At 38.2% G+C, this 25,806-nt stretch carries 13 protein-coding genes; 3 read left to right on the top strand and 10 right to left on the bottom strand.

Annotated features, from left to right (window positions below; all coding sequences use genetic code 11):
- Positions 1 to 208: 208 nt before the first annotated feature.
- The 8 genes from KMW37_RS07845 to KMW37_RS07815 form a co-directional block, all read right to left on the bottom strand.
- Positions 209 to 820 (bottom strand): RNA polymerase sigma factor, encoded by a 612-nt coding sequence (locus KMW37_RS07845; RefSeq protein WP_215224064.1) that lies wholly within the window; start codon positions 818 to 820, stop codon positions 209 to 211.
- 363 nt (positions 821 to 1,183) lie between these two features.
- Positions 1,184 to 3,424, bottom strand: coding sequence for an alpha-L-fucosidase (locus tag KMW37_RS07840; RefSeq protein WP_215224063.1), 2,241 nt, complete (start codon positions 3,422 to 3,424; stop codon positions 1,184 to 1,186).
- Positions 3,425 to 4,105: 681 nt separating this feature from the next.
- The gene (locus KMW37_RS07835; RefSeq protein WP_215224062.1) at positions 4,106 to 4,966 is read right to left on the bottom strand and encodes a glycoside hydrolase family 16 protein; all 861 of its coding nucleotides are present in this window, start codon (positions 4,964 to 4,966) and stop codon (positions 4,106 to 4,108) included.
- Between the two features lie 120 nt (positions 4,967 to 5,086).
- On the bottom strand, positions 5,087 to 7,066 hold the full coding sequence (locus tag KMW37_RS07830) for a RagB/SusD family nutrient uptake outer membrane protein (protein ID WP_215224061.1): 1,980 nt from the start codon (positions 7,064 to 7,066) through the stop codon (positions 5,087 to 5,089).
- A 13-nt stretch (positions 7,067 to 7,079) separates the two neighbouring features.
- Positions 7,080 to 7,457: a hypothetical protein gene (locus KMW37_RS22410; RefSeq protein ID WP_246581392.1), complete on the bottom strand. Its 378-nt coding sequence runs from the start codon at positions 7,455 to 7,457 to the stop codon at positions 7,080 to 7,082.
- Positions 7,458 to 7,496: 39 nt separating this feature from the next.
- Positions 7,497 to 10,574: a TonB-dependent receptor gene (locus KMW37_RS07825; protein ID WP_246581391.1), complete on the bottom strand. Its 3,078-nt coding sequence runs from the start codon at positions 10,572 to 10,574 to the stop codon at positions 7,497 to 7,499.
- Positions 10,575 to 10,703: 129 nt separating this feature from the next.
- The gene (locus tag KMW37_RS07820) at positions 10,704 to 11,732 is read right to left on the bottom strand and encodes a FecR family protein (RefSeq protein ID WP_215224060.1); all 1,029 of its coding nucleotides are present in this window, start codon (positions 11,730 to 11,732) and stop codon (positions 10,704 to 10,706) included.
- 134 nt (positions 11,733 to 11,866) lie between these two features.
- Positions 11,867 to 12,466, bottom strand: coding sequence for an RNA polymerase sigma factor (locus tag KMW37_RS07815; protein ID WP_215224059.1), 600 nt, complete (start codon positions 12,464 to 12,466; stop codon positions 11,867 to 11,869).
- 974 nt (positions 12,467 to 13,440) lie between these two features.
- Here KMW37_RS07815 and KMW37_RS07810 point away from each other — a divergent pair.
- From KMW37_RS07810 to KMW37_RS07800, 3 genes are read left to right on the top strand one after another with little or no spacing between them, the layout of a single operon-like run.
- Positions 13,441 to 16,680 carry a glycoside hydrolase family 2 TIM barrel-domain containing protein gene (locus KMW37_RS07810; protein ID WP_215224058.1) on the top strand — a complete coding sequence of 1,080 codons (3,240 nt, stop codon included), beginning with the start codon at positions 13,441 to 13,443 and terminating at the stop codon, positions 16,678 to 16,680.
- Between the two features lie 18 nt (positions 16,681 to 16,698).
- A complete protein-coding gene (locus KMW37_RS07805) occupies positions 16,699 to 18,228 on the top strand; it encodes a sulfatase family protein (RefSeq protein WP_215224057.1) in 1,530 nt (509 codons plus the stop codon).
- 27 nt (positions 18,229 to 18,255) lie between these two features.
- Entirely contained in the window at positions 18,256 to 19,134 is an 879-nt protein-coding gene (locus KMW37_RS07800) for an AraC family transcriptional regulator (RefSeq protein ID WP_215224056.1), read from the top strand.
- 9 nt (positions 19,135 to 19,143) lie between these two features.
- On the opposite strand, the gene tamL is transcribed toward KMW37_RS07800, so the two are convergent.
- Positions 19,144 to 21,408, bottom strand: a complete 2,265-nt coding sequence (tamL, locus tag KMW37_RS07795) for a translocation and assembly module lipoprotein TamL (protein WP_215224055.1) — start codon at positions 21,406 to 21,408, stop codon at positions 19,144 to 19,146.
- Positions 21,405 to 25,712, bottom strand: coding sequence for a translocation/assembly module TamB domain-containing protein (locus tag KMW37_RS07790; protein ID WP_215224054.1), 4,308 nt, complete (start codon positions 25,710 to 25,712; stop codon positions 21,405 to 21,407). Before KMW37_RS07790 ends, tamL begins: the two co-directional genes overlap by 4 nt.
- Positions 25,713 to 25,806: the final 94 nt, after the last annotated feature.

The raw sequence follows: 25,806 nt of genomic DNA, 5'->3' as shown, positions 1-25,806 counted from the left end.
AAGATTAAAAACGAATCGAAAAAATAGTTTTAATTAAAATATCAACCACTTCGGTCTTCAGACCTCAGGTCAATCTGGTGTTAGACAGTTTTACGACCACTTCAACAATGGATTCTTGGTTACTTACATCATAGTGGATATACATATCTAGTTTCATCTCTTTTTAGAGGAAACCATAGAGAAAGAAGTACATTTCAACAAACATCCCTTATCCAAGTGAACCCTTTAAAAACTCCAGGGCATTATAAAGAAGATTTCGGGCAGATTTAATATTGGTAAAACCCATGATCTCTTTTATTTCCTGATAGGAAAGCCCCTCATAATAAAAATAATAAATGATCTCCCTTTTACGTGGAGACAAGCGTTGAATGGACAGGTTTAATTTCTCCACCATCTCCTGACTGATCTGTTTATCAATGATCAATTGCTCAGGAGAAAATTCGACGGAAAAAGAATAGTCATTTTTTAGATCCAACAATTTATAAAAACCTGTTTTCTGTTCCTTTAGTACCCTTCTTTTCAAAGACTTAAAAAGATAAAACTTAATATTGTTGGTATCTCCCAATTTTGAACGGCTCTTTCTTATTTCAATAAACAAGTCCTGAACGGCATCCTTGACCATATTTTCGTTTCTGCAGAATAGACTTCCAAATTCAAATAAGGAATCAAAAAAACGTTCATAAATAAAAATAAATGCAGATTCGTTGCCTGATTTGAATGCCGCCCAAATAGCCGAATCATCCATCTGTTGATAATCTTTATTCAACAAATGGACAGTGGTTACGCCTTTTTCTTCTACTACATTCAACTTCTCATTCATTCTTTCTAAGCTGGGTTTATTTCATTTTTCATTTCACTGAAATAAATCTATTCTTTTTGAAGTCTTCGAAGACAAATAGAAAATGAAACTATTGTTAATTATAAGGCTGAAACTAAACAAAAAAAAAAGCAAAAAAAATAAGTTCCAAAATTTTATAACTTTCTATTCCTAAGAAATAGTAACCATTACATTATTTTATTTCAATGCAAATAACACATCATGGTTAAATCATAATAATAACTTTTTTTAATCCTAAAAATAAAATTCACATACCTAAAAAAAAATTTCATCACTATCATATTGAAAATGAACTTACCAAAAAAAAAACAACTGTCCTGCAATATCTTGCAGGACAGTTAAAAACTATTCAACCAATATTCCCAGTTCTGCGATAGCGGCATGTCCCTTATCCCCAGCAATCCTGCTAGCCTCTACCTTAACATACCGGGCGGTTATTTTCTTCTCAAAATCATGTCGCCTTTTCGATGGATCATTGATCAAATTGCCAAATACAAATTCACTGACCAAACCCCATGATTTCCCATTATTTGAGACATAAAATTTCCCTTCCTCTATCATACCACCCTTATCGCTCAGTGGCGGTGTATAAGTAAAACCTGAAATATTAACTTCTTCTCCCAAGTCCAAAGCCAAATATTGCCCAGATGACCTATCCTGATTGGTTTTCCAATAGGTCTCAATATTCTCATCAAAAGCTTTTATACCCTCAAATCCTTGTGCTACACTACTTGAACTAATCACTTGCCAATTTGCTTTGCCTAGTCCAAAGAGTTCCTCTGACACAGGCCCTTTATCCTCTTTTCCATAAGCAATTGCCTTAATTGTACCATGGTCAAATTCAAAAGGACCATTATAGATTGGGGATTCTCTATTAGGTTCCGCCCCATCCAATGTATAATGAATAGATAAATCCTGATTCAAACTTCCTGCAATATCCTGATCATAAGTTTTCCAGGTAAAAGATCCAGCTGCTGCACTTATACTTACTTGTCCGGATAAACTTCTGTTAATGGCCAATTGTGGCGGTCTGGTGTTATATAAATATGCAGAAACTTCAGCTATCGCTGGAATATACCTGGCATCTAAAACCCGTACCCTTAACTTTTCTGTACTTACTTCTGGAAAACGTAAGATTCTTTTATAACCAATATTTTTACCATTGGCAATTTCCTTCCAAGCACCATCTAACCATGCATCCAAAGCAAAGGCTGCCACCCTTTCTCCGTGAGTACTGATTGCCTCTTGTATTACGAATCTATTCAAGGTAATGACCTTGTCTAATTCAATTTCAACCCCTTTTTCTTGATTGGGCAACAATATGAAGGATTTTGGATCATTATCCAATAAAGCTCGCTCACCATCTGCTCCTTCCAATAGATCAGTACTATAGGTTTCCTTTATTCTCTTACCTACCTCCTTTAATACAGCCACATCCCTATCTGGAAACAGACCATCAGTATTCGGAGGAATATTCAATAAGAAAATAGAATTCCCACCAACAGATCGCTCGTAAATATCAAACACATCATCAGCACTTCTCACGCCTTGCTCATCATCATTCCTATAAAACCAGCCTTCTCTTATCGAAGTATTGGTCTCTGCTGGCTGATAATGCAGGTAATTCGCATTATATAATTTTTCTAAACTGGCCACCTCTTCACCGGTAATATCCTCGAAGCGGTTCATTTCATTAGGATTTTCCTGATAAGGAATGACATTCCATTCAGCCTCTCTGGTCTTGCCGGACTCATTTCCGCACCACCTGATATCTTGACGGCCAAAGATCACCGCATGGGGAGCCATTTCTCTGATCAATTCTTTCCATGCTGCATAATCATAAGTCTGCCCACCTTTTCTTTTTGGATGGGCCCCATCAAACCAAACTTCATCAATTCTCCCATATTCTGTCAACAACTCAAATAGTTGGTTAAGAAAATACTCATTATAATCATCCACCTTAAATTCAAAGGTAGTCTTATTCTCAAAGGGCCTACCTTCAACCGGTCTAGGAATTACGCGGGTAGTTTTTTCAGATAGATTTCCATAAAGCCCTTCTTCATTCTCTATTTGAAATAAATCTGCAGGAGAAAGATAAACGCCCAATTTCAAACCATATTTTTCACATGAGGCAGAAAGGTCCTTGAGCACATCTCCTTTTCCTTCCTGGAATCCTGTGGACATGATACCATGTTCTGTGTACCTTGACTGCCATATTACAAAACCATCATGGTGCTTTACCGTCAAGATCACCTTGGTCATTCCTGCCGCTTTCATCGCCTCACACCACTGATCCGTATCCAGGTTTTCCAATTCAAAAATACTTGGATCCTCAAATCCAGATCCCCATTCCATGCCCGAAAAGGTATTAGGACCAAAATGGACAAAAGCAATAAACTCATCCTTTAAGGCTTCATACTGGTTGGCTGTAGGAACCACATGGGCTGCCTTGATCCGGATACTGTCTTTGGTATCATCAGCATCAATAGCTATCGTTGAAGCTGGAGGCATATAATTCCCCTCGATTTTACTGTTACAGGCAATTGTCATCGCACAAAGCAAGCCTGTTATTAATTGTATTTTCATGGAAAATTTAATTTCTAATTTAAATTGGTAGGTATTCAATTAAACTAATTAAACCTAAAGTGTTTAGAATTCACTAAATTATTATATTTATAATTTTTCTCCAAAGGAAAATATATTTCTCATAAAGAAATTAAAGAGTAAGGATATTCTTACCCATATTGCATATAAGTTTTACCCCACATCTCTTGCTTTATACTCAAAATGAAATCTATACTTATTCTGACCTAGTTGAGAACTTCAGCCCATCCATTTCCAAAGGAACAAAGTTAAACATCCAGTTTGGGTCAGGTGTAGCCCTTGGGATTTTACCAATATCTTATCCCAGCCATTTTTTTAGGTAGATCATACCTGGATCTCTGGTCCATTAAAATTCTTCATTTGTCCAGGAGATATCTCCTGATCTTCCTAACTGCCCCAGCATTCTTGCTTGTTCGGTTTCCAACCAAGCTTTTCCCATCTTTAGTAGTTTAGTAATAATCGTTTTAAAAAGATAGATCAATGACTTTATGAGTTTTCTTATTGTTTATTCTTAAAATACTTATAAATCATTATGTATAATTTAATACCAGCATATAGCAGCCCAGCAATTAATAGAAACCCTAAAATTTGCCATACAAATAAATAAGATCCAGACATCAATTTTTCCATACTTAGTTTAATTCAGTTTTACTCAATACACTGCTATTCAGACTGCTCCCACACTTTCACATAGTCAATGATCATTTCGTACGGAAAATCCTCTGTAGAAATGACTAGGCCAGGCCAGAAATACTTGCCTGATTGGCCTTTATCAGCACAAGAATGATTTAGAATAATATAAAAATCTGTTTCAAAAGGCCACATTTCAGCATTATCTCCTCCTTTTTTATGTGTCATGGTTTTTTCTCCATTAACATAAAACTCAATCTTTTCTGGTGATTTGATGATTCCATAGGTATTAAAGCCTTCCAGATCAATATGGGTAGTTAGAGAAGGAGCAGGCTCTAATTTCACACCTTCGGATTCAGATTGGTGGATGACCTGATACACTTTAGAATCATTGTTCAAATGTTCCATTACATCAATTTCTCCTCCATTTGGCCACCCAGAATAGATAGGAGTTTGTGGCATCATCCAAATGGCAGGCCAAGCTCCTTTTCCTGTCCTGCTGAATTTGGCCTTTACCTCCAGTTTTCCATAAGTAAAACTGAATTTATCTTTGGTTTGAATGGCTCCTGTTTCTGGCAAATCAGTTTCCTCATTCCACCTAGCCTTAATATGCAGCTTGCCATCCTTAACTTCTGCCAATTCCTTTTCATTGGGAAGCACATACATATTCCATGGGGAAGACCAAGTCTGTGTCTGATAGCTAGCCCAATTATCACCATTATACTCCTCCCCCTCAAATTCATCTTCAAAAATCAATTCCCATTTCACCTCTTCATCATCCGGTGCAGGGTCATCGATAATCCCCTTATTCCCCTTGCTGCATGAATAAAAAACCATGGAACAAAGAATCATGGAAATTCCAGAAATTTTAATTCTATAAAGTAGTTTTTGCATTTTGGTTTATTGGTAATGTTCTAAAAATATACAGTCAAAAAAATCTTTTAAATTAAACATAAAAAAGATGTCACAAGAAAGGCTTACACCCCTCCTGTGACCTCTTTGGAAATCAACTAATTACTCAATTGCAGCAGAATTAGCCTGTAAAGGCCATCCTGGGTTTTGATATATTACTGAGTTTTCTGGGGATCCAGAACCATCAGGTGTAGTGATAATAAAATGCTGGATCGCAATAGGCTCCAAGTAATGTGCATAAGCCCACTTATAGCCGTCCTGAACAAAATTTGATGAAGACAAATTGATTCTATATGGTCTCAAATACTCACTTTCATTAGGATTGGAAACATTTGGCGTTCCTGAAGTACCTGCTGGAATTAATGTACTGGTACCATCTTCATTTTCATACCATTCTTCCATTGGGCCAAACAATTTGAACCCTTCCACGATATATGGATCAGTTTTCAATTGATCCAAAGCTCTCCAACGCTTCAAATCAAACATCCTCATTCCTTCAGCTATCAATTCAGACCTTCTTTCTCTCCTTATATTATACAGTATCGGATCGGTAAGCATCACACCAGCAGAATAAGAAGCAAGGTCATTCTCTGCCTCCACTGACATATCTGTAGCTCCTACCGTAACCATATAATCTGGATTCACACCAGCTCTATTTCTAATGGCTCTCCAATAGCTATCCGCTTTACCATTGATCGCACCATCCCTGATATAGGATGCTTCGATATAATTAAGATATGCTTCCGCTGCTCTGAAGACAATAGAACCGGTTTCACCAACATTTCCTGTGGCTTGGTCATTTCTATAGCTCATACCCTTTTTAAGGCCATAACCTGTCACATATCGGGACTCTCTAATATCCAGGATATTTGGTTCCCCTATCAATAAAGGAGATCCATCAGAACCTGTTGCGTCATTGATTCTCAACTCTCCTGGAGTTTTCATAAACAATTGCAAACGGTTATCTCTATCTACTTTTACATCAGAAATAAAATCATCTCCCTGATAACCAGACCCAGCCGCATAAATCGGCAATCCATTGGACATCAAGAAATTATCTACAAATCCTCTGGTAAATCCAGTGTTACCTCCGTTTTGGTTCACATAAGCATTTACATTATGGTTCAATCCCAGCGTAGGATCATAAGCTCTCCAAAACAATACTTCTGAATAGCCAAATAAATCTTGAGAACCGAACATGGCAAAATAAGGATTGCCTGAAGAATCATAACCATCATCCTTCATATTCACGGTTAACTCTACTTGATCTGCCACTTCTTCAGCAGCCTCCATTGCCTCAGTTAGGAAGAAATTAATTTCTTCATCGATATTCAATGAATATCCTTCTCCTGGCCAGCCGGAACCACCAGGAACATGGGCTGTACCTTTATGGTAAGTCAACCAAGATCCTTCATGCAAAGCTACCCTGGACTTGAACAATAAAGCAGCTTTTCTGGAAAGCCTATTGGTCCCTCCCGGAGGATTTTCGGACAATAACATGATCGCTGAATCCAAATCTGATAGGATAAATCTGGCTACCTCATTTCTTGGTTCCCTTACAGAAGCTTCAATCAACATTCCCTTGTCATCAGGAAGGGACGTCTTTAGTATAGGGAAATCACCATAAGTCTGTACCTTTTCAAAATACTCGTAAGCCCTTAGAAAATATCCTTCTCCTACATAATGGTCTACATTGGTGCTATTACCAGATATTTCACCAGCTTTCCATTTTGGCACCACATTTTCAAGGAAATAATTCATATTTCGAATAGAACCAAAGTTCCAAGCACCACCGGACTGGGGTACTCTTTTTTCTCCCGGCATCCAGATATTGCTGGCATCAGTTGCGGCCTGGTTATCGGTATGGTTATCAAATCCAAAAGTCCCTACATTCCAGCCTGAGTGGGTAGGAAAACTATAAGCATTGATAGTATATGCTGCTAAATCTGCTTCTCCGTTAAGGAAGGCATCAGGGGTAACCACTGATAAAGGCTCACGATCTAGAAAATCATTACATGCTCCCAAAAGTGCTGATCCAACAACAATCAGGAATAGTCTTAATCCAAATTTATTCTTAATCATATTGAAATTGCGTTTAGAAGTTGATATTCAGACCACAAGAGTAAACTGTTGCAAATGGGTAGGTCTTACCATCATTCCATCCACTCAACCCTACTGTTTCTGGGTCAAAGATTTTGGACATCTTAGTGAAGGTCAACAAGTTTTCACCTGACACATAGAACCTGGCTCTGCCCATCCCCACTTTAGAAAGTATGGCCTGAGGCAAAGAATAACCAATCTGAAGGTTCTTCAGACGTAGGTAAGCTGCATTTTGCAAATACCTGGTCTGGGTCTGGTTGTTTTGTCCTCTGTCAAAAGCCAATCTTGGGAAATAAGAATCCAAATTAACCTCAGCAGCTCCTGCTTGAACCATAGGAGAATTCTCATCACGGAAGAAGTCCATATGCTCCATAAATCCTGCAGACTGCCATAAGTTCTGTCCACCAGCACCCTAGAAATAAGGTCCATTAGGCATCCAGTCTCTTTTAGCAACACCTTGGAAGAAAATTCTGAAATCAAAATTCTTGTATTGGCCAGAAATATCCATTCCATACCTGAATCTTGGAGTACTATTACCAATAATACTTCTATCCCCTGGATCACTTAGCGTATTATTCCCTCCATTGATGGTGCCGTCTCCATTGATATCTGCATACATGATATCACCCGCTTGCCAGTTATTGCCCATTTGATTTTGGCTGACATTTTCTAGGTAAGCATCCATCTCGGCATCGGTTTTAGCAATACCTACTGTGGTATAACCCCAAATTTGACCGCTCTTTCTTCCACTGTACCACTGGGAAAGGTTTTGGGTGTCATTTGGATACTTGGTAACTTTTTGTTGATCGTCAGAAAGTACACCTCTTACATTATAGGAAAGATCACCAATTTTGTCTCTCCAGTTAATTTCCAATTCAAAACCATAAGACTTCAAATCGGCATTATTTACCCTTGGCACTCCTGTACCTAGGATTACAGGCAATTCCTCCGCAGGACCTACCATATCAAGGGTATACCTATTATAATAGTCCAAATTCAACAATAGTCGGTTATCCAAAACCCCTACATCAATACCCACATTATAACTTTTCACTCTTTCCCAAGTCATAGACTGACTGATAATACCTGGGGCAGAGGCAGTATTTGGTCTGGCTCCATTGATCAACCAACCACCATTATTTACAGAGAATGGCTGCGTCAAATAAAATGGATACCAGCTATCTGTATTTTGGTTACCCAATTCACCGTAAGAACCTCTAAGTTTCAACATCTGAACCTGTTCGATATTCCAGAATCCTTCCCTGGCAATATTCCAGCCCATGGAGGCAGAGTTGAACAGGTTCCAACGCTTATCATTAATAAACCTGGAAGAACCATCATACCGGGAATTGAATTCAAACAGGTATTTCTCTTTATAGTTATAGTTTATCCTTCCAAAGAAACCGGCAGTTGCCCAATGATTATACTCACCTGAATTGGTGAAATTATCAGTGGCTGTATTAATGGAAATTACACTTGGCGTGATCAAACCGGTTCTGGCCGCCTGTACAGTTCTGTATTTGTTCAATTCAGAGTTAAAACCTGCCATTACTTTGAACTGATGTCCTCCATCTAAATCAAAGGCATAATCTGAATAAATATTGGAATTGAAATAATTGTCCTTACGGTTGTACTCAGAAACTGCTGTATGTCCTGCAGAGGCCCAGTAAACAGGAATGGCAAAAGGTTCTCCTTGTACATCATAAGAATAAGCAGGCAAGTAATTTCCAGCATTATTCTGATTGATGATCCTATAATTTCCACTGGCATATATATTCCAGTTCTTTATAGGGGTATATTTTACCTGCCCCTGGATATAGTAAAAATCCTTGTAGTTATCTTGGGTACCACCTTGGATCATTTGATTGATTTCACTAGGCTGAGAGAAATAACCATTTGGATCTTTTAAAGGAACTGTAGGCCATCTTCTTGCCACATTATGATAAAAAAGATCATTCAAATGCGTGGCTTTGGTATAATACTCCCTTACAAATCTTGAGTTGTAATTAAAGCTTACTTTCTCATTGATTTTGATATTGAATTTACCTGCCAATGAATACCTGTTAAAACGATCTCCTCCATACTGGGTCAAACCTCCTTGGTCCAAATAGTTGGCAGAAAGGAAATAAGTAGCATTCTCATTACCACCATTCACACTTAAATTATGGTCTTGAGAGAAAGACTGCGATTTATACTGTTCCTTAAACCAATCCGTATTGCCATGGGATCCACTATAATATTGCCAACGATCGCCATTGGTATTAGGAACAGTGGCATAATCGATTTCCCCATTTTGATATTGGACGATTCTTTCCATTACCTCATCATTAAACACGGGAGCTCTACCTGCATTGATGGCTGCTTCATTATAATAATTGGCAAAGGTGAAAGAATCCATCATTTCTGGTAGGCCCATTGGCTTGGACACCCTGAAGTTATTGTTATAGCTTACTTTTACTTTACCCTGCTTACCGCTTTTTGTAGTGATCAAAATCACCCCAAAAGCAGCCCTGGAACCATAAACGGAAGCCGCTGCAGCATCTTTCAACACCGTAATATTTTCAATATCCTGAGGGTTCAAGGCATTAAGGTTTCCGTCCATTCCATCGATCAATACCAATGGAGAAGAACTTGAACCCGCTCCAATGGTACCGTTACCACGGATATTAAAGCTGAGGTTCTGGTTCAATTCACCACCAAGGCCTGAAGTTTGGAAATTCAAACCAGGGATTACACCTTGAAGCATTTGACCTACACTTTGAACAGGTCTTGACTCCAACACCTTAGAATCCACAGTGGTTACGGCACCGGTAAGGTTGGCTTTTTTCTGCTCACCAAAACCAACAACAACCACCTCTTCAAGGCTTTTGGTATCCTCCATTAACCTAACATTAAGAGTCGTTTGCCCATCAACTGACACAACTTCTGTTACATATCCAATAAATGAGAAACTCAACGAGCTATTTTCCTGTACGTTAAGGGTATAATTACCATCTATATCAGTAACAGTACCTTTGCTGGTTCCTTGCTCAAGGACTGTCACTCCAGGAATTGGGCTGCCAACTTCATCTACAACTTGACCCTTTACCGTAATTTCCTTGACCACTGTTAGCTGGCTGAGAACATTGTCCCTTGCCACTACACTAATGTTTCCATTCACCTGCTTGAAAGAAAGCTGATGGCTTTTTGAAAGGTTCAATAATACCTCTTCCAAAGACATATTCTGGATATTAATATTTACTGGCAAAGCATTCCTTACTAGCTTTTCCTTATAACTAAATTCAAAATCAGTTAAGCTACTGATTTGTTTGAAAGTCTCTTCTAGTGAAGTCTGATTTAAATTAAGACTTAGATGTACTTTGGTTAAATCCAATGATTCCTGAGCCTTGGAGGGTGCTGCGTGGATGAAATTCAGGAAAAATAATTGGACTACGAACCCGTACAGATAGAATTTTCCTACCATACGTAACGCATGTAATGTTTTTTTCATAAATTAGAATGTTTTTTGTAATTGGAATTGCATTAAACGCCAGCAAATAGTGTAGCCTGAGAAACTTTCTATTTGCCAACAAGGGCCAATGTTCATCATTGGCTTTTTTTGGTCATAGGCGATTGTTTTTTATTGAAAGATTAAAGTGACATTTTTATTTTCGATTTTGTAGCTCAATTGAAGAGAATGGGACATGCTCTCCAGAACATTTTCTAATGTGGCCTTTCTATACTTTCCACTAAAGCTGAATTCATTTTTAGGAGCATTGTGAACCTCAATTTTCACCCCGTACCACCTTTCCAACAACTCAACCGATTCGGACAATGAAGCCTTGTCAAAACTAAGCGTACCCTTCACCCATAACGGATAATATTCAAGGTCAAACCTGCCTTTTTGGGGAAATTCGTCCCCCTGATAAACCACCTGTTCTCCGGGCAACAGCAATAACTTTTCTTCAGGATTGTTAATTGGATAAACTTTCACTTTACCCTCAGTCAGCTGCACGCCAATATCTTTTATGTCAAAAGCCCTTACATTAAAGGCCGTTCCTACGGCCTCAGTAACCACCTTCCCACTCATGACCTTAAATGGAATTTCTTTGTTTTTTGCCACCTCAAAGAATGCTTCCCCCTGTAAAGAAAGATCCCTATTATTAATTCCGAAGTCTTTATCATATTTGATCTGACTTCCAGAATTCAAAAAGGCTATTGTTCCATCAGGAAGAAAGACCTTGCTTTTTTGCCCCACCTTTGAATCTCTTACGGTCCACTTCTCCACAATCACCTCCTCAATTGGCTCCTCAAAAAAACTTTTCAATTCATTATCCCAAACCAGCAAACTACTGATCACCAAAACCAGCATGCCCACTAGCAAAGTCGGGGTGCTTACAAGTTTGCGTCGACCATAACTTCTTTTTACCGGACTTATTTGAGAGGATATCCCCCTAAACAAATCATCCTCTTTAAGTTTGGACCAATCTCTATTTGGAGCCTCAAGCTCTTCCATGACCATTTTGGCTTTAAAGAGCATATCCAAACTTGTAGGGTAGTTATCTTTAAACCAGATATAGAATTCCCCATCCATATCTGCTCCAGAGCGCACCCACCCCTTAAAAGGGAGATAACCAAGAAAATCTTCTATGTTCTCAAAGGATTTCATTTCTTTTCGTCTTTCAATATTATAGAGTAATAAAAATTGCTTAATCTCACCTAAACGGTAATAAAAAATTAATTTTTACAGTTTTTAAAAAACTTAAGGAGGTTTTTTAAAGTATTTAAATCAAAAAATAGATTTTAATGAAATATCGATAAAATCCAAAAGACAAGGATTTTAGCAAATCGGGAAATCTTGATATTTTCTTTCAGGGTTTTTAATCCCTTAAAAATTAAATTATAGATATACGGAATCTGAACACCCATAATATCCGATATAGATTCATAAGACAGTTCTTCTATATACCTCAGATAAATCGCCTCTTTTTGCCTACTTGGCAATTTCTCCAATGCGGAAATAGTTTTACCACCTTCAAAATCCGAAATATTAGTTTCTTCTAATACCCCTTGCATATAATGATGGAAATCCAACATATTGTTGGGATCATCGATAGACTCGCAAAATTGTTCCTCATTAATCTTTTTAATGATCAAACGTCTATAAGAACTAAAAATATAATGGCTCAAAGATCTGGAAATAACTATTCTACTCCTTGAAGACCATATTGAAATAAAAACTTCTTGAATAGCATCATCGATTATGGAGGTATCTTTAGTAAACCGATGCCCATATACATACAACTTTTTTGAATGAGCTCTGTAAATAAACTCAAAGGCCTTATTATCTCCATCTACTACCTTGGCCCACAACTTTTGATCGCTTAAACTTCCATAATCCATATCAGTAGATTTTTAGCACATAGTCCTCTTTTTTTTCCTAAAATATATCCGGTAGAAATAGTTGTTTTACGCTTAAGGTATTGCCCTCACATTTCTATATCTCAAATGTTAATTATTTGGATTCCACACATCATAATTTCCTATCATGAAAATGAAATCTCCAACAAGCCCATCAACCCTAAAATAGTTGAGGAAAGAGCCTAGCTAAACCTGGCCTAAAAGATTTATTTTTGAAGAAATATTAAATAAATCATCTTTAAATAAAATAATTTATTCTGACATTAATAAATAATAAAATAAATAATTTACTCAGCCTTATTCTTTCTCTTATTTTTTAACTAAACTATTCTTTCTTATACATTTTTTCCTTAAAAGAAAATTATTCAAACTCCAGATGAGGCAAAACAGATTACAGAAAACGTACAAAGTCGATTTAGCATAATTTTATCATGAAGATTTACCAAGATCATTTCGCTAAAATACAGTGAAGAAAAAAATTTCATTTCCTTATACATACAACCGATAAATCTTTCAATATCTACAGTAAATAAGAAATAAATTCTAAAGAAAATTGTCAGTTACAAGACTATATTTCAACTTTTATTGGGATTCAAAGACATTAAGAAAAAGCGAAAATCAGAACTATATCTCCTATTAATTTGGCGACCAAGTAATTCTGAAAATAAGCACTGATCTTCCCTAACAATTCATATATCGAAACTATTCGAAACCAATTAATAATGGATTATTTAACTGCTATTATCAACTCCAAACTACCCCAGCCCTATTAGGCCAAATAAAAAATCATTGATTCAGTAAAAAAAATAAAGCAATCAATCTACCTCATCCATCAGACAAAAGACCTTAACAATGGACTAAATCACGATATCATCCTCTCAAACCTTACAGCCTTTTAATCTTAAATAAAACAATTTATTTTTGTTTCGACCATGTTTTACTGATTACGAATAATTATGCGGCTTCTTAAAAACCTTACAATATCACTGTGCATTTTAACAGTTTCCTTCTCAGCCTTGGCTCAAAATATTGATCTTTCAGGGCAATGGAATGTAAAACTCATCGATTCAAACAATTCCTCCGAATACTTTCGTATTGATTCTAAAATCGAAGGTCAAATAGAACTTCCAGGATCACTAGCTGAAAATGGCTACGGTCTGAAAACAACCGGGTCTGACTTTGGAGTACTTACCCCTGAATTCAAATATATAGGGGAAGCCGAATACTCAAGAGAAATCCTAATTCCGAATTCTTGGAAAGACAAAGAAATAGAACTTCTATTGGAAAGGGTCCTATGGGAATCCAAGGTATTTATAGATGGCCAGGAAATGGGGACTGCTGATGCTTTGGGCACTCCGCATTATCACCAGCTTGGAAAGCTGAGTCCTGGCAAACACACATTGACAGTAAGGGTCAATAATGATATGATTCATAATATTGGAGATAAGGGCCATGCCTATGGAGAATATACCCAAAGCATTTGGAATGGAATCGTAGGAAAAATAGAACTAAGGGCTCATGACCTTACTCACATCAAGCAGATCAAAACATTTCCCAACACTTCCAAAGATCATTTAGACCTCAATATTCTTGTAAATGCTGAACGAGCAGGAAAAGCCAAATTCGAAATCAGCATAAGCCAAATCGATAATAAGGAAACTGTTTTCCAAAGCAAGTTCAGCCAAAAACTAACACTAGGAATCCAAGAAGTCAACATTCCACTAAGCCTTGATGGAGCTCTAAAAAAATGGAACGAATTTGACCCTACCGTGTACAAACTTCAAGTAAAGTTGAAAAGCAAAAAGTCTGAAGACCTTGCAGAAACAGAATTTGGATTCGTGAACTACAGCCATGATGGCACCCATGTTTTGGTCAACGGGGAACCTGTTTTCCTAAGGGGAAACCTTGACTGTGTGCATTTCCCTCTTACCGGTTATAGTTCTGCAAAAGTAGAAGACTGGGAAAGGATTTTTAAAATCTACAAAGACTATGGACTCAACCATGTGCGCTTCCATTCTTGGTGTCCACCTGAAGCAGCATTCAAAGCAGCCAACAGGATAGGTATTTATATGCAAGCTGAGGCTTCCATCTGGATCGACTGGTGGATGAGTGTGGATAATACCGAACGTGGCAGGCCGGAAATGAATACAAAAGGATTCCCGCAAGGATTAGGAAAAGATCCTGAAAGGGACCAGTTTGTCATCCAAGAAATGAATAGAGTGGTGGATGAATATGGTAACCATCCTTCTTTCTCCATGTTCTGTATAGGTAATGAACTGGGCAATTCAGACTTTGACATTATGAAAGAATGGGTTGCGGACCTTAAGGAAAAAGACCCAAGACACCTGTATGCAGTTTCCACGGCCAGGACGATCACAGAAGTAGATCAGTACAGTGCCACCCATTATATCAAAGGTGTTGGAAGAACAAGAGGACTAAATGGAGCTCACACCGATTGGGATTTTGAGGACACCTATAGCCAAATGGATATTCCGATCATTGCCCATGAAATCGGCCAGTGGCCTGTCTATCCTTCCTGGACAGAAATAGACAAATACACGGGTGTGCTCAAGGCAAGAAACTTCATGGAATTCAAAGCTATGGCCGAGAAAAATGGTATAGCTCACCAAGCAGAAGACTTCAAAATGGCTTCAGGAGCCCTGAACCAAATCATGTACAAATATGAAACTGAATCTTTCCTAAGAACAAAAAGCTGTGCGGGGGTGCAATTATTAAGCATGCAGGATTATCAGGGTCAGGGAGAAGCACTGATAGGCTGGCTGGATGCCCATTGGGTAAGCAAGGGGATCACCACTCCTGAAGAATTCAGGGAGCATTTCAACGAAACAGTTCCACTCCTTAGGATGAAGAAATTCATATGGAATAATGGGGAAACCTTTAAAGCAAAGGCACAACTCTCCCATTTCGGTCAGTTTGCAATCCCTAAAGGAAATATACTAGTCAATATCAGCAATGCATCGGGAGAATCTATCTATCAGGAAAATTGGCCTATTAACAATATCAAAAGAGGCACGCTCAATGATATAGGTGAAATAGAGTTATCCTTAAAGCATATACAGACAGCGCAAAAATTAAATATAGCGCTTGGCCTAGCTGGAACAGCATTCAAAAATTCCTGGGATATTTGGGTATACCCTTCAAAACTGCCTGATTACCAAGAAGACAAAATCATCATTACCGACCAATTGGACAGCACGGCCTTTGCTGCTTTGGATGCTGGCAGGAAGGTGCTTTTATTGGCCAATCAACTGGGAACGGAAGAAAACAGTATCGACCTGAGTTTTTATCCATTGTACTGGTCATTGACTTTCTTCCCTGGTCAAGGCAAAACCAATCTAGGCATGTTGATCCAAGACCAGCATCCTGCCCTGAAACATTTCCCTACTGATTACCATTCCAACTGGCAGTGGGAAAGCATCAGCAAAGGTGCCAAAGGCTTTATCCTGAACGAAACGCCAAAATCATTTCAACCAATGGTCCAAGTGGTGGATGATTTTCACAGGAATAATAAAGAAGGCGCTATATTTGAGTTTGCGGTTGGAAAAGGGAAGCTATTGGTGAGTGGTTTTGATATCAGAAATCAAGAATTGCCAGTGGCCAAGCAATTACGTTACAGTTTAATAGAATATATGAATTCTGTAGATTTTGCACCATCCACCCAAGTTGATAAGCCATTTTTGTCCGCTCTTTTCCCTAAAATCCCCATAGCAAAAGAAGATCAGACAGACGGCCAATACAATAATATTATTCTAAGAGTAAATGCAGGGGAAAAAGCTAAACAGAAAAACACTTCCCTACCTTGGAACTCCAACAGTGATCAGGTCATTAAGATCGGAGAGAATATAGGCTATAAAGTCAAAGCGGATGGTATATGGAAGGATGACAGGGGCAGCGCTTGGCATGGAAAAGAAATCACTTTGGAAATAAAAGTTCCTGACGGCATCCTTGGAAGCTTTTACGTCCTTTTTGATGATTGGAACAAACAAGGGAGAGAAGGACTATTAACCTTCGAAGGAAGAAAAGTTCGATTAGGAAAACACCATGAAGATGGAGGTAAATGGATAAAATTCCACGTAATGCGCGAGGACAGCAATGATGGAAAAATCATCCTTAATGCCAAAGTAACAAATGGCGGAAACTTAATGATAAGAGAAATAGTATTAGACCAAGAATAAATTCAAAATACCAAAATCATGAAAAAAACCACCCGATTTAAATACCTATGCACATTTTTTTCCATACTGGTGCTGGTCTTCATATTAAGTTCCTGCAATAAAACTGGTTCGGAAAAGACAGCAGCAAAAGCCCAGCCCAATATCATCCTCATCGTAACGGATGACCAAGGGTATGCAGACCTAAGCGCCTATGATCATGTTTCCAAATATTGCGAAACCCCCAATATGGATAGGATCGCCAATAATGGTGTACTCTTCTATAATGCCTATGTGACCGCCCCAGTTTGCAGCCCTTCTAGAGCCGCAATTTACACTGGCCAATACCAGGAAAAATGGGATCCTAAAATGGGCTGGAGCTCTGGACTTCCCAATAATGTCACGACCATTGCTGAGGCTCTCCAAAAAGCAGGATATGCCACTGGAAAAATAGGCAAAAGTGATTTTGGCACCAATTACCATAATGCCCAAGTAAGGGAATTCCCACTGCATCATGGCTATGAATCTTTCGTTGGATTCAGTGCCCATGCACACGACTATTTCCTATTGGACGAAAAAACAGAAAGAAGCACCCCCGACCCCTACGGGACAAGTGAATCTTTGGGTAGAATCTTCGTGGATAGCACCAAGACCAGCTTCGAAGACACTTATACTACCGAACTTTTTACGGACAAGGCCATTGAATTTATTAATAAAAATCAAGATGGACCGTTTTTCCTGGACCTTTCCTATAATGCCGTTCATCACCTTATTCACGAAGTTCCGGATGAATATTTAGAAAAATGGGATGTGAAAAAAGTGGCCAATTATGACAGCAGTTATGGTAAGTACAAAGAATATTACTGGGATTATACGCAGGTAGGAAAAATTTCTGATGAAGAAATGAGAAAATACTTCCTTGCCAACCTCAACTGTCTGGATGATAATATTGGTCGTCTTTTGGATGCTTTAGAAGCATCTGGAAATATGGAAAACACCATGATCCTTTTGGTCTCTGATAATGGCGGTGAGCCTTTGGCCGGTGCCAACAACCTGCCTCTCTCTGGAAGTAAATATACCATGCATGAAGGGGGGATTCGCGTGCCTATGGTCCTTTCATGGCCAAAAGAACTACCCAAAGAAACAGACTACAATCACAGGGTATCCACTTTGGATATTTTCCCAACCTTTCTGGAAGCCGCTGGAATCGACGTTCTCCAAGATGCGCAACTTGATGGAAGTAGTTTGATTAAGCCGATTAAAGCGAATAAAGCGACCAAGTCTGCGGGAGAGCCTTTGTTCTTTCAATTTGGAAACCAGTGGGCTGTCATAGATCATGACTATAAATTGGTTTTTGCCAATGATTACAACCCTGAAAACAGGCCTATCACCAGCCAAATTATGCTAGGTTCTAACCCTGGAAAAGTGGCCCTTTACAATTTGCAAGCTGACCCAGGTGAAAGACAAAATCTTATCGAACAGGATAGTCTTAAGGCCAGAGAAATGCAATCTCTTCGGAATGCATGGCTAAAGGGCATGAAAGGGAAATATGGAAATTATAAGAAGGATTAGGTATATTAATATCAAAACCCGAGAAATATGACCAAAAAAAGAGAAGGATTTAAGGGCCAAAGAGCCCTAGTGCTTCCCAATGATATTCGTACATTTTGCAAGGAAGACCCCATATTGTCTTCCTTGTATCTTACGGATATCGGTTATTACCCACGGGCACAACACCACTTTAGGAAACGACCAAAGGGAGCGAATGAAAATATCTTGATCTATTGTATCGAAGGTAAAGGAACTGTCATCATCAATAATGAGCGCTTCCAGATCAACCCGCACGACTACCTGATCATCCCTGAAGATATCCCCAACTCCTTTGCTGCGGACGAGGATCTGCCCTGGAGTATTTACTGGATTCACTATAAAGGTACTGCTGCTGAAGAATTCAATAATTTACTCATCCAGAAAAAAGGGAGTTTTGTGCAACACTCACCTTATGTGGATGCTCGAACAAAGCTTTTCCATCAAATCATCAACATATTGGAATCCGGCTATAGCAAAGAAAATCTAATCAATGTAATGCCACTATTACAACAAATATTTTTCTCATTGATTTACCCTAAAAAACTATTATTAGAAGAAGCCTCCCCCCGACAAGAAGAGGTTGAAAAAGCCATTGAATTTATGAAGGAGAATGTTGAAACCCTTCTGACATTAGAAGAAATGGCCAATCAAACCAATTTATCAATTTCACATTTTTCCTATACTTTCAAACAAAAGACCGGTTATACCCCAATCAATTATTTCAACCATCTTAAAATCCAAAAGGCCTGCCAGTACTTGCAGTTTACTGACTGGACACTGAAAAGGATCTCATCACAGTTGGGGTTTGAGGATGCCTACTATTTTTCTAGGTTATTCAAAAAGCATATGGGCTACTCCCCCAATTTCTACCGAAAAAGCTACCTTTAATTCGCTAAATTAGAACGGGTAACCAAATCCAATAACCGGCCCATGCAGGGGCAGTTTGTTTTGCCATAGCCATTTATAACCATCAATAAATATCGGTGCATACAATACGGCACCATAATCGGCTCTTAGCAATAAAAATTTTAGATCAATCCGCAAACCTATCCCAGAAGTAAGATAGCTTTCTTGAAAAACATTGTCCCAATTGATTCCAGAAAAAGGACGGTTTGGATCTTCCTCCAACAACCAAATATTTCCTGCATCAGACCAGACTGCTCCATTCAGTTTTGTGAAAATTTTAAACCTGTACTCTAGATTCCATTCCAGCTTAAAATCACCAACTTGATTGACCTCAGCTTCATCCAATTCTATATAGCGACCAGGCCCAATAGTTCTAGCATTAAAAGGCCTTAGACTATTGGTACCCCCAATAAAAAATTCTTTGATATAAGGCATTTGATCACTATTTCCATAGGATAACCCTATGCCTGCTATATTTCTAAACACCAAATGGCTATAAGCCCCCAGTCTCAAATAGGTTCTGAAATCATACCTAAACCTGGCAAACTGGGAATACTTGACACCTAAAAATTTTCTATTGCCGTTTTCTCGAATAGAATAAGTGGAATTGATCAAATTGAGTACATTACCGGCTAATTCCACATTGCCCTCAAAATAGGTCCCTACCCTTTTATCTACCGTTGAGCTATTGTCATACCTGAAGGTATAGGCCGAGCCTAAAATAAACTGATTTATCAAGCTAGACCGTAAAGCAGGATCATTGTTTACCAAGGTATCGAACCTCTCCGAACTCCTAATTATATCAGAATAGGTGACTTTAAGCAATTCAAGTTTATGGTTGATTTTTGGACTGCTTTTCCAAGTATAACCATAACTGGCGTTCCATCCGGCCAATGTGAAATAATCCCTTCTATTGTTGTATTCGAAGTCCAATGTCACAAATTGTCGGGGCAATAAGTCATAGCGTTTGACAAACTTAAAAAGAGGATGTAACAATGGGGCATCAATACTCGAAGAGATGTGAAACCCTGAGGACCTAGAGACCCTTTCCTTATACAAACCAATTGGAAAATCATAATAGGCATCTGCTTCCAAACTCAGGTTCTCCGCACCGCCAAAAAGGTTTAGCTGATTAAAATTCACATTAACTGCTGGCCCAATATAGCCCGTTGTTTTATAATTCCCTTTAAGGCTAAACCCAAAAAGAGATGCATCCATTGGTTGCATGGAAACCTTTGTCCCCAGGGTAAGGGAATCCTTGTCGAGGACTTCATAAGTAATAGTTGGGTTATTAAAAACCCCCAAAGAAGCCAAATCCCTAACTGCATGCTGTGTCTTTTTTGCAGAAAAGTTTTGCCCCTCCTCCAATTGAACAATTCCCTTTATCAGCGATTTTTTGATTTTACCATTGCTCCAATAATAAAATCTATCATCTGAGCTCATGGCGGTATCAATCTGTATGGTCACATCCCCCATACGTTGCTTTTGGTAATGAGACTTGGGCAAGTTTTCATCTATACTGACCCTTACATCAATTTGTTTATATCCAACTGTGGTATCTGCCATTATTTTGATATCCTCTCTGCCCAAAAAGTAATACCCATTATCCTGAAGATAACTCCGCAAACCAATTTTCTCCTTTTTAATTTTGTCCAAGTCAAATTCCTCCCCAACGCTTAGGACAGACTTCGGTTGATATTTCAAAAAAGTCCTTAAAAGTTCCAATTCTAATGTATCCTTTACATAGGAAACATTTCTGTAGGTATAGGCCTTGGGTATGGTGATTTTATAGGTAACATAGGCCTTGTTATGCTTTTTATTATACCTTAGATCATAAGTACCCATTGTACCAAAATGACCAAAATTCTCATAATCCTCAATAGCTTTTTGGGTTTTCAATTCTGGATTTACCTTACTGATCGTTACGGGCTCCTCCCCAAAATTATCCCTCATCCATTTGGCCACTCCTTTTTGTTTTTCATTATAGAAAAAATTATAAGCCCAAAGCCTAGTGGGTATAAAAGTTATGGTTGGTAAACCAAAAAAAGCGCCATTGGGCAGGTCCCACAAATCCCAATAAACTTTAACAAGCTTCTTTTCATCATCCTTTACCTTCCAATCCTCCTTATATTCTTTCTTGATGATTTTAATCCTCGATCCAGTATATAGTACTTCTCCCTCAGAGAGCGACTTAGTCCTGGAACAGGCTGTCAAAAGCAAAAGCACCAAAACGATATGGCTCAACCTCTGCTTCATTGATCAAAAGCTTTATTGAACTTTTTAAACAAATTTGGATAGCGTTTTTGAAAACTCACACCCATAGAAGATTCATTCACCAATCCATCAATAGCCCCTCTATATACATCTTCTCTGGCCGCTCTGATACTGATATCTGGTTTTTCGCTCAAAATATAATTTAACTGAATATTCCCCAAAGGATTAAACCTATTAGCATTTTCTGGATCATCCGCTCCAAAACCAATATCACCTCCAAGCGTGATTTTCAATTTTTCGTTGAATATACCTTTTGAAAAGGAATAACCGATTTTACTAGTATTGGTATGCTCATCTTCACTATCTATATAAAAGGACAAATCTGCATTCTTAATATTTTTTCTGGTCAATTCATTCAATGTGGAAACTAGAGATTCCATATAGGAAGAGCTGCCACCACTAAAATCAGATTCAAGGTTCCCGAATAATAAAAGGTTAATGGCATAGCTTTTCCTAGTCTCAACTGGCAGATTGCCCAGGTAATTCCCTAAATCAGGATCACTGCTTTCCAGATCAAACTGAATATCAAAATCATCCATTGTCCTATTTTCAACCGAGGCCAAGACTGTGACCGGTATCCTTGTATTATTTTTACTTTCGTCAATAATGTCCTTATTCACGATAATCCTAAAAATCTCCGATCCATGAAAAGTAAAATAAGGTACACTGTAGTCTCCCAACCATTTGACAGAAGCATCGATCACATTTAGATTAAGGTCAGATACCATTGGAGCATCATAAAACACACTTCCTCCTGAACTGAAAATCTCTCCTGTAATCGCAGGCATCTGCCCTTCTCCTTTCCTAAGATACAATTCCCCTTCCGCATCCAACTGGGCATAATCTTGGGAAGTAACATTGATCAGTAAATACAGATTGGTTTTACCTATTACTACATCCACATTCCAGTCAATGGTATTTTTTGCCTTTGGCTTTGAAACCTTTTTCTTTTCCTCTGCAACAACCTCATCAAATGACATGAAAATCACTTCATCCCCCTTACTTTCCAGCTCCACAGCCCCCTCATAGGTATAATGAACATTTCCTCCCGGTAAAGTTCTTAAGCTCCCGCTTATGGCCAATTGCTTATATGGACCGGAGATTTTCAGATCACTGTTAAGCTTCAACTTGCCCTTCAATTCACCTTCTTGATGCTGGTCTACAATATTGAAATTATTTCCACTTAATTTCAGGTCAAAAAATGAATTTAGACCAAGTCCCAATTTTCCGTCCAAGCTAAGTGTATTCCCTTCCCGGTCCATCAATGCAAAACTATCAAACATCAATTCATTCCGATCCAATAAAATAGAATCACGTTTCAAGCCTGCATAAAAACCGAAGGGAAAATAATTGAATTCTAAGTCATCAAGAATAAAATATCCTTTGGCAGATTGATTCTCACCACCTATTTCTTTATGAATTTGGCCATTTAAATACCCAGACAATTCTAACTCATTTTTTAAGTCTGGAAACAAACTTGAGATTAAAGCAAAGTCAAACTGTTCAACCCTTAAATCATACTTTTTTATATCCTTGTTAGAAACATTCTCCGCATCGACGAAAACTTTCCCAAAGTCCGACTGGTAGTCCATGGCCATTTTCACCTCCTCCAGCGTGGAAAAGCCATTAAGCCTAAGTTCCCCTAAATCCAATGAATCATATTGCAATTCTTCTCCCGAAATTGTAAAGTCTAACCTATCATTTGAAGAAGTATAATTTACCTTTGCATTTAAAATCCCTTCCAATATTAATTCGGGAAAAAAAGAGGAAAACAGGGGAGCCAATTTTAAAGCAGAAATTTCGAAATCTAAGTCCTCACCCAAAGAATGATAGGCTATTTTCTGATCTTGATTGATGATGGACAAATTACTGTTTTTCCCTTCCCCTGTCAAAAAGTAAATCCCTTCATTAATCTCAGGAATCCATTTTTGACTGCCCAACTGAATGCCAACTGTGTCTTGGAACCTAAGTAAAACACCTTCTGGGTGATTAGCCAATTCAAGTCCAAGCGATGCGCGATCATTTAACCCAGGAAGGGATGTTCCCAAATTAACCCTATAAAAATCTGGCTCCTCATGGCTAATCTTGGCCACCACACTGTCTAATCTGATCGCCTGGGCATCTATACTATTGATCAACAAATTCCCATCAAAATTCTGATCTTCAAGGTTCACTTGAGCATTTAAACCTTCAATATTGAAGTCATTATAACCCAATAAAGTTGAAGATACCGATCCAGAACTATACCCGTCTTGACTTTGCAAATCCAAGTTCTCAATCAATAAACTGGTACCTGAAAATCCTGTCAAATGCCTTATAAAAATAGAGTCCAGCGCGGATGAAAATGAAAATTTAAAATCTGGAAGGGGCTGCTCCCATCTACTGGAGTCACTCCACCAGCTGACCAATTCCTCTGTGCCCAAAAACTTGATTCTTTCTTTCCCATTGACCAGAAAAGAAAAGTCTATACCCCCATATTTCTCTTTTTGGAATATAAGTTCTGACTCTGACATATAAAATGTATCCAAAGCAGCTGGCTGAAAAGTCAAACTATCCATGGACAGGCCCATCCCCATCGCCTCAGCCCTATTGCTAAATTCCCCTTGAAACTTAGAATAATACCTTCCTGCCAATTGCTGGGGTTCACTAAAAAGTGGAATCTCCCCAGAAATAAAGCCCCCATAATTAAAATTACTGAAGTCCAATGGCAAACCTTTTGTTTCCATGAACAATTCCAATTTATCCTGGCCATATCCCAGGTTCAAACTTGAGAGATTATTTCCATATGAGATTTTAAGCCACGGGCTTTCAAAACCATAATTTTCAATATTTAGGGTATCACTTTCCCAGTTTAATACTAGATCAGTTACTTCACTATTTTTGATTTCTATATTCCCAAGCAATTGAAATCCCCCAGAATAAACTTGTGTGGACATTAGGGTCAGCAGCTTTTCCAAACTTATGGGACCGCTGTTCATACCTAACTTAATCAGGAAACTCCCATCATCTATTTCATTAAACTGGGTTTGCACATTAATCAGGTGTTGGTCAAGTCCAATATCCCCAGTTACAATATATTTAGGATTAGCTCCTTGAATTTTGAGGTCAGTACTGATATTTATATTTTTCTGCCCATCAGGAATTTCAAACCCTCCTATTTCACTGAGATCATACAAAGAAGTGAAAAAATTGAACTGGTCTATGCTCACCCTTTGAGTGTCTGCAAAATACTCCCCAGAAAGTTTCAAATTGGTCTTTTCTGAAATGGAAATAAATAATCCATCTAATATTGCCTGTTCTTTGCTATAGCCCATCTTTCCTTCAAACTTAATCATCGTCTCTCCAGCTAAGGGAAGTGAGGCTTCGGGAAGAAAAAATTGAATCCAAGAAACTGCCACTTGTGATTCTCCTAAAGTAACTATTGCATGTGGCCTATTTAAACTAGAGTAACCAAATTCATCCACCTGAAGAGAAAGTCCTGGCAACTCAAATTTCAGATCAGCCAGTTTCCCCTCACGCTGATTGTTTACATAGAAATCATTCAATGAAAGTGCTACGTCCAGACTGTCTTGATAAGTTAGGTTTAACTGGGATAATTTGGCTGCCCAAAGATCCATCCCCTTAAAATCTTCCATGGAAATAGTCAAATCACTCAGCGTATAGGTCTGTTCTTTATAAAAACACTCTATGGTCCCCTCCTCTATTCCCAAATGATCAATATCAAATAACCCTTCTCCCCCAAAGCTGTGATCACCATTTTCAGTAGTATCACTGGTTGGATTATTAAAGGACAAAAATAGCTTGGAGCCTCTATTCAATAGCGTATCAGCCTTAAACTCACCATCAAACTCAAAGCCTGAAAGTAAAAGTTCAGGGATTAGCCAATTTATGCTGTCTTGTCTATCTAAATAAATAAACTCAACATTTTGCAACTGTAAATTTTGGATCAAAAAAGGTATTATACTGGACGGCTCATCATCTTTCTCAATTGATGGGCTGGAATATATCATGCGAGCCCCTTTTACAAAAAAATCATTCCCTTTAAAATTCCCTTTGCTAAGTTCTTTCCATTCCCAATCAAACTTCAATTCATTGATTTCCAAATCTAAGTCAGATCCTCCGACTTTTAAGCCTTGAATTTCTATTGAAGATGGATAGTCAAAATCAAAAGCACTATAGCTGACCCCATTTTTTTCCAAAAAAGATAAAAACCAAAAATAGCCTAAGGATAAAATGATTAACATTGCCCCTAAAACCATCAATATGATCTTTGACTTTTTTTCCATGTGAGGAACTTACATTGATTTATGTTTAACAACTAATATTGCCATAACAAAGAAGGCCCTCTGAATCAGAGGACCTTAACAAAATAAAAAATCT

This window comes from Echinicola shivajiensis (assembly GCF_018642165.1).
GTDB classification, from domain to species: Bacteria; Bacteroidota; Bacteroidia; order Cytophagales; family Cyclobacteriaceae; genus Echinicola; species Echinicola shivajiensis.
Note: the sequence above shows the minus strand (reverse complement) of the source record. Positions and strands in the feature narration are given on the sequence as shown.

Excerpts from the sequence above, each read along its gene's own strand:
- KMW37_RS07845 (WP_215224064.1), bottom strand. The coding sequence starts at position 820 with ATGAATGAGAAGTTGAATGTAGTAGAAGAAAAAGGCGTAACCACTGTC.
- KMW37_RS07840 (WP_215224063.1), bottom strand. The coding sequence starts at position 3,424 with ATGAAAATACAATTAATAACAGGCTTGCTTTGTGCGATGACAATTGCC.
- KMW37_RS07790 (WP_215224054.1), bottom strand. The coding sequence starts at position 25,712 with ATGGAAAAAAAGTCAAAGATCATATTGATGGTTTTAGGGGCAATGTTA.
- tamL (WP_215224055.1), bottom strand. The coding sequence starts at position 21,408 with ATGAAGCAGAGGTTGAGCCATATCGTTTTGGTGCTTTTGCTTTTGACA.
- KMW37_RS07825 (WP_246581391.1), bottom strand. The coding sequence starts at position 10,574 with ATGAAAAAAACATTACATGCGTTACGTATGGTAGGAAAATTCTATCTG.
- KMW37_RS07800 (WP_215224056.1), top strand. The coding sequence starts at position 18,256 with ATGACCAAAAAAAGAGAAGGATTTAAGGGCCAAAGAGCCCTAGTGCTT.
- KMW37_RS07805 (WP_215224057.1), top strand. The coding sequence starts at position 16,699 with ATGAAAAAAACCACCCGATTTAAATACCTATGCACATTTTTTTCCATA.
- KMW37_RS07815 (WP_215224059.1), bottom strand. The coding sequence starts at position 12,466 with ATGGATTATGGAAGTTTAAGCGATCAAAAGTTGTGGGCCAAGGTAGTA.
- KMW37_RS07820 (WP_215224060.1), bottom strand. The coding sequence starts at position 11,732 with ATGAAATCCTTTGAGAACATAGAAGATTTTCTTGGTTATCTCCCTTTT.
- KMW37_RS07830 (WP_215224061.1), bottom strand. The coding sequence starts at position 7,066 with ATGATTAAGAATAAATTTGGATTAAGACTATTCCTGATTGTTGTTGGA.
- KMW37_RS07835 (WP_215224062.1), bottom strand. The coding sequence starts at position 4,966 with ATGCAAAAACTACTTTATAGAATTAAAATTTCTGGAATTTCCATGATT.
- KMW37_RS22410 (WP_246581392.1), bottom strand. The coding sequence starts at position 7,457 with ATGGAGCATATGGACTTCTTCCGTGATGAGAATTCTCCTATGGTTCAA.
- KMW37_RS07810 (WP_215224058.1), top strand. The coding sequence starts at position 13,441 with ATGCGGCTTCTTAAAAACCTTACAATATCACTGTGCATTTTAACAGTT.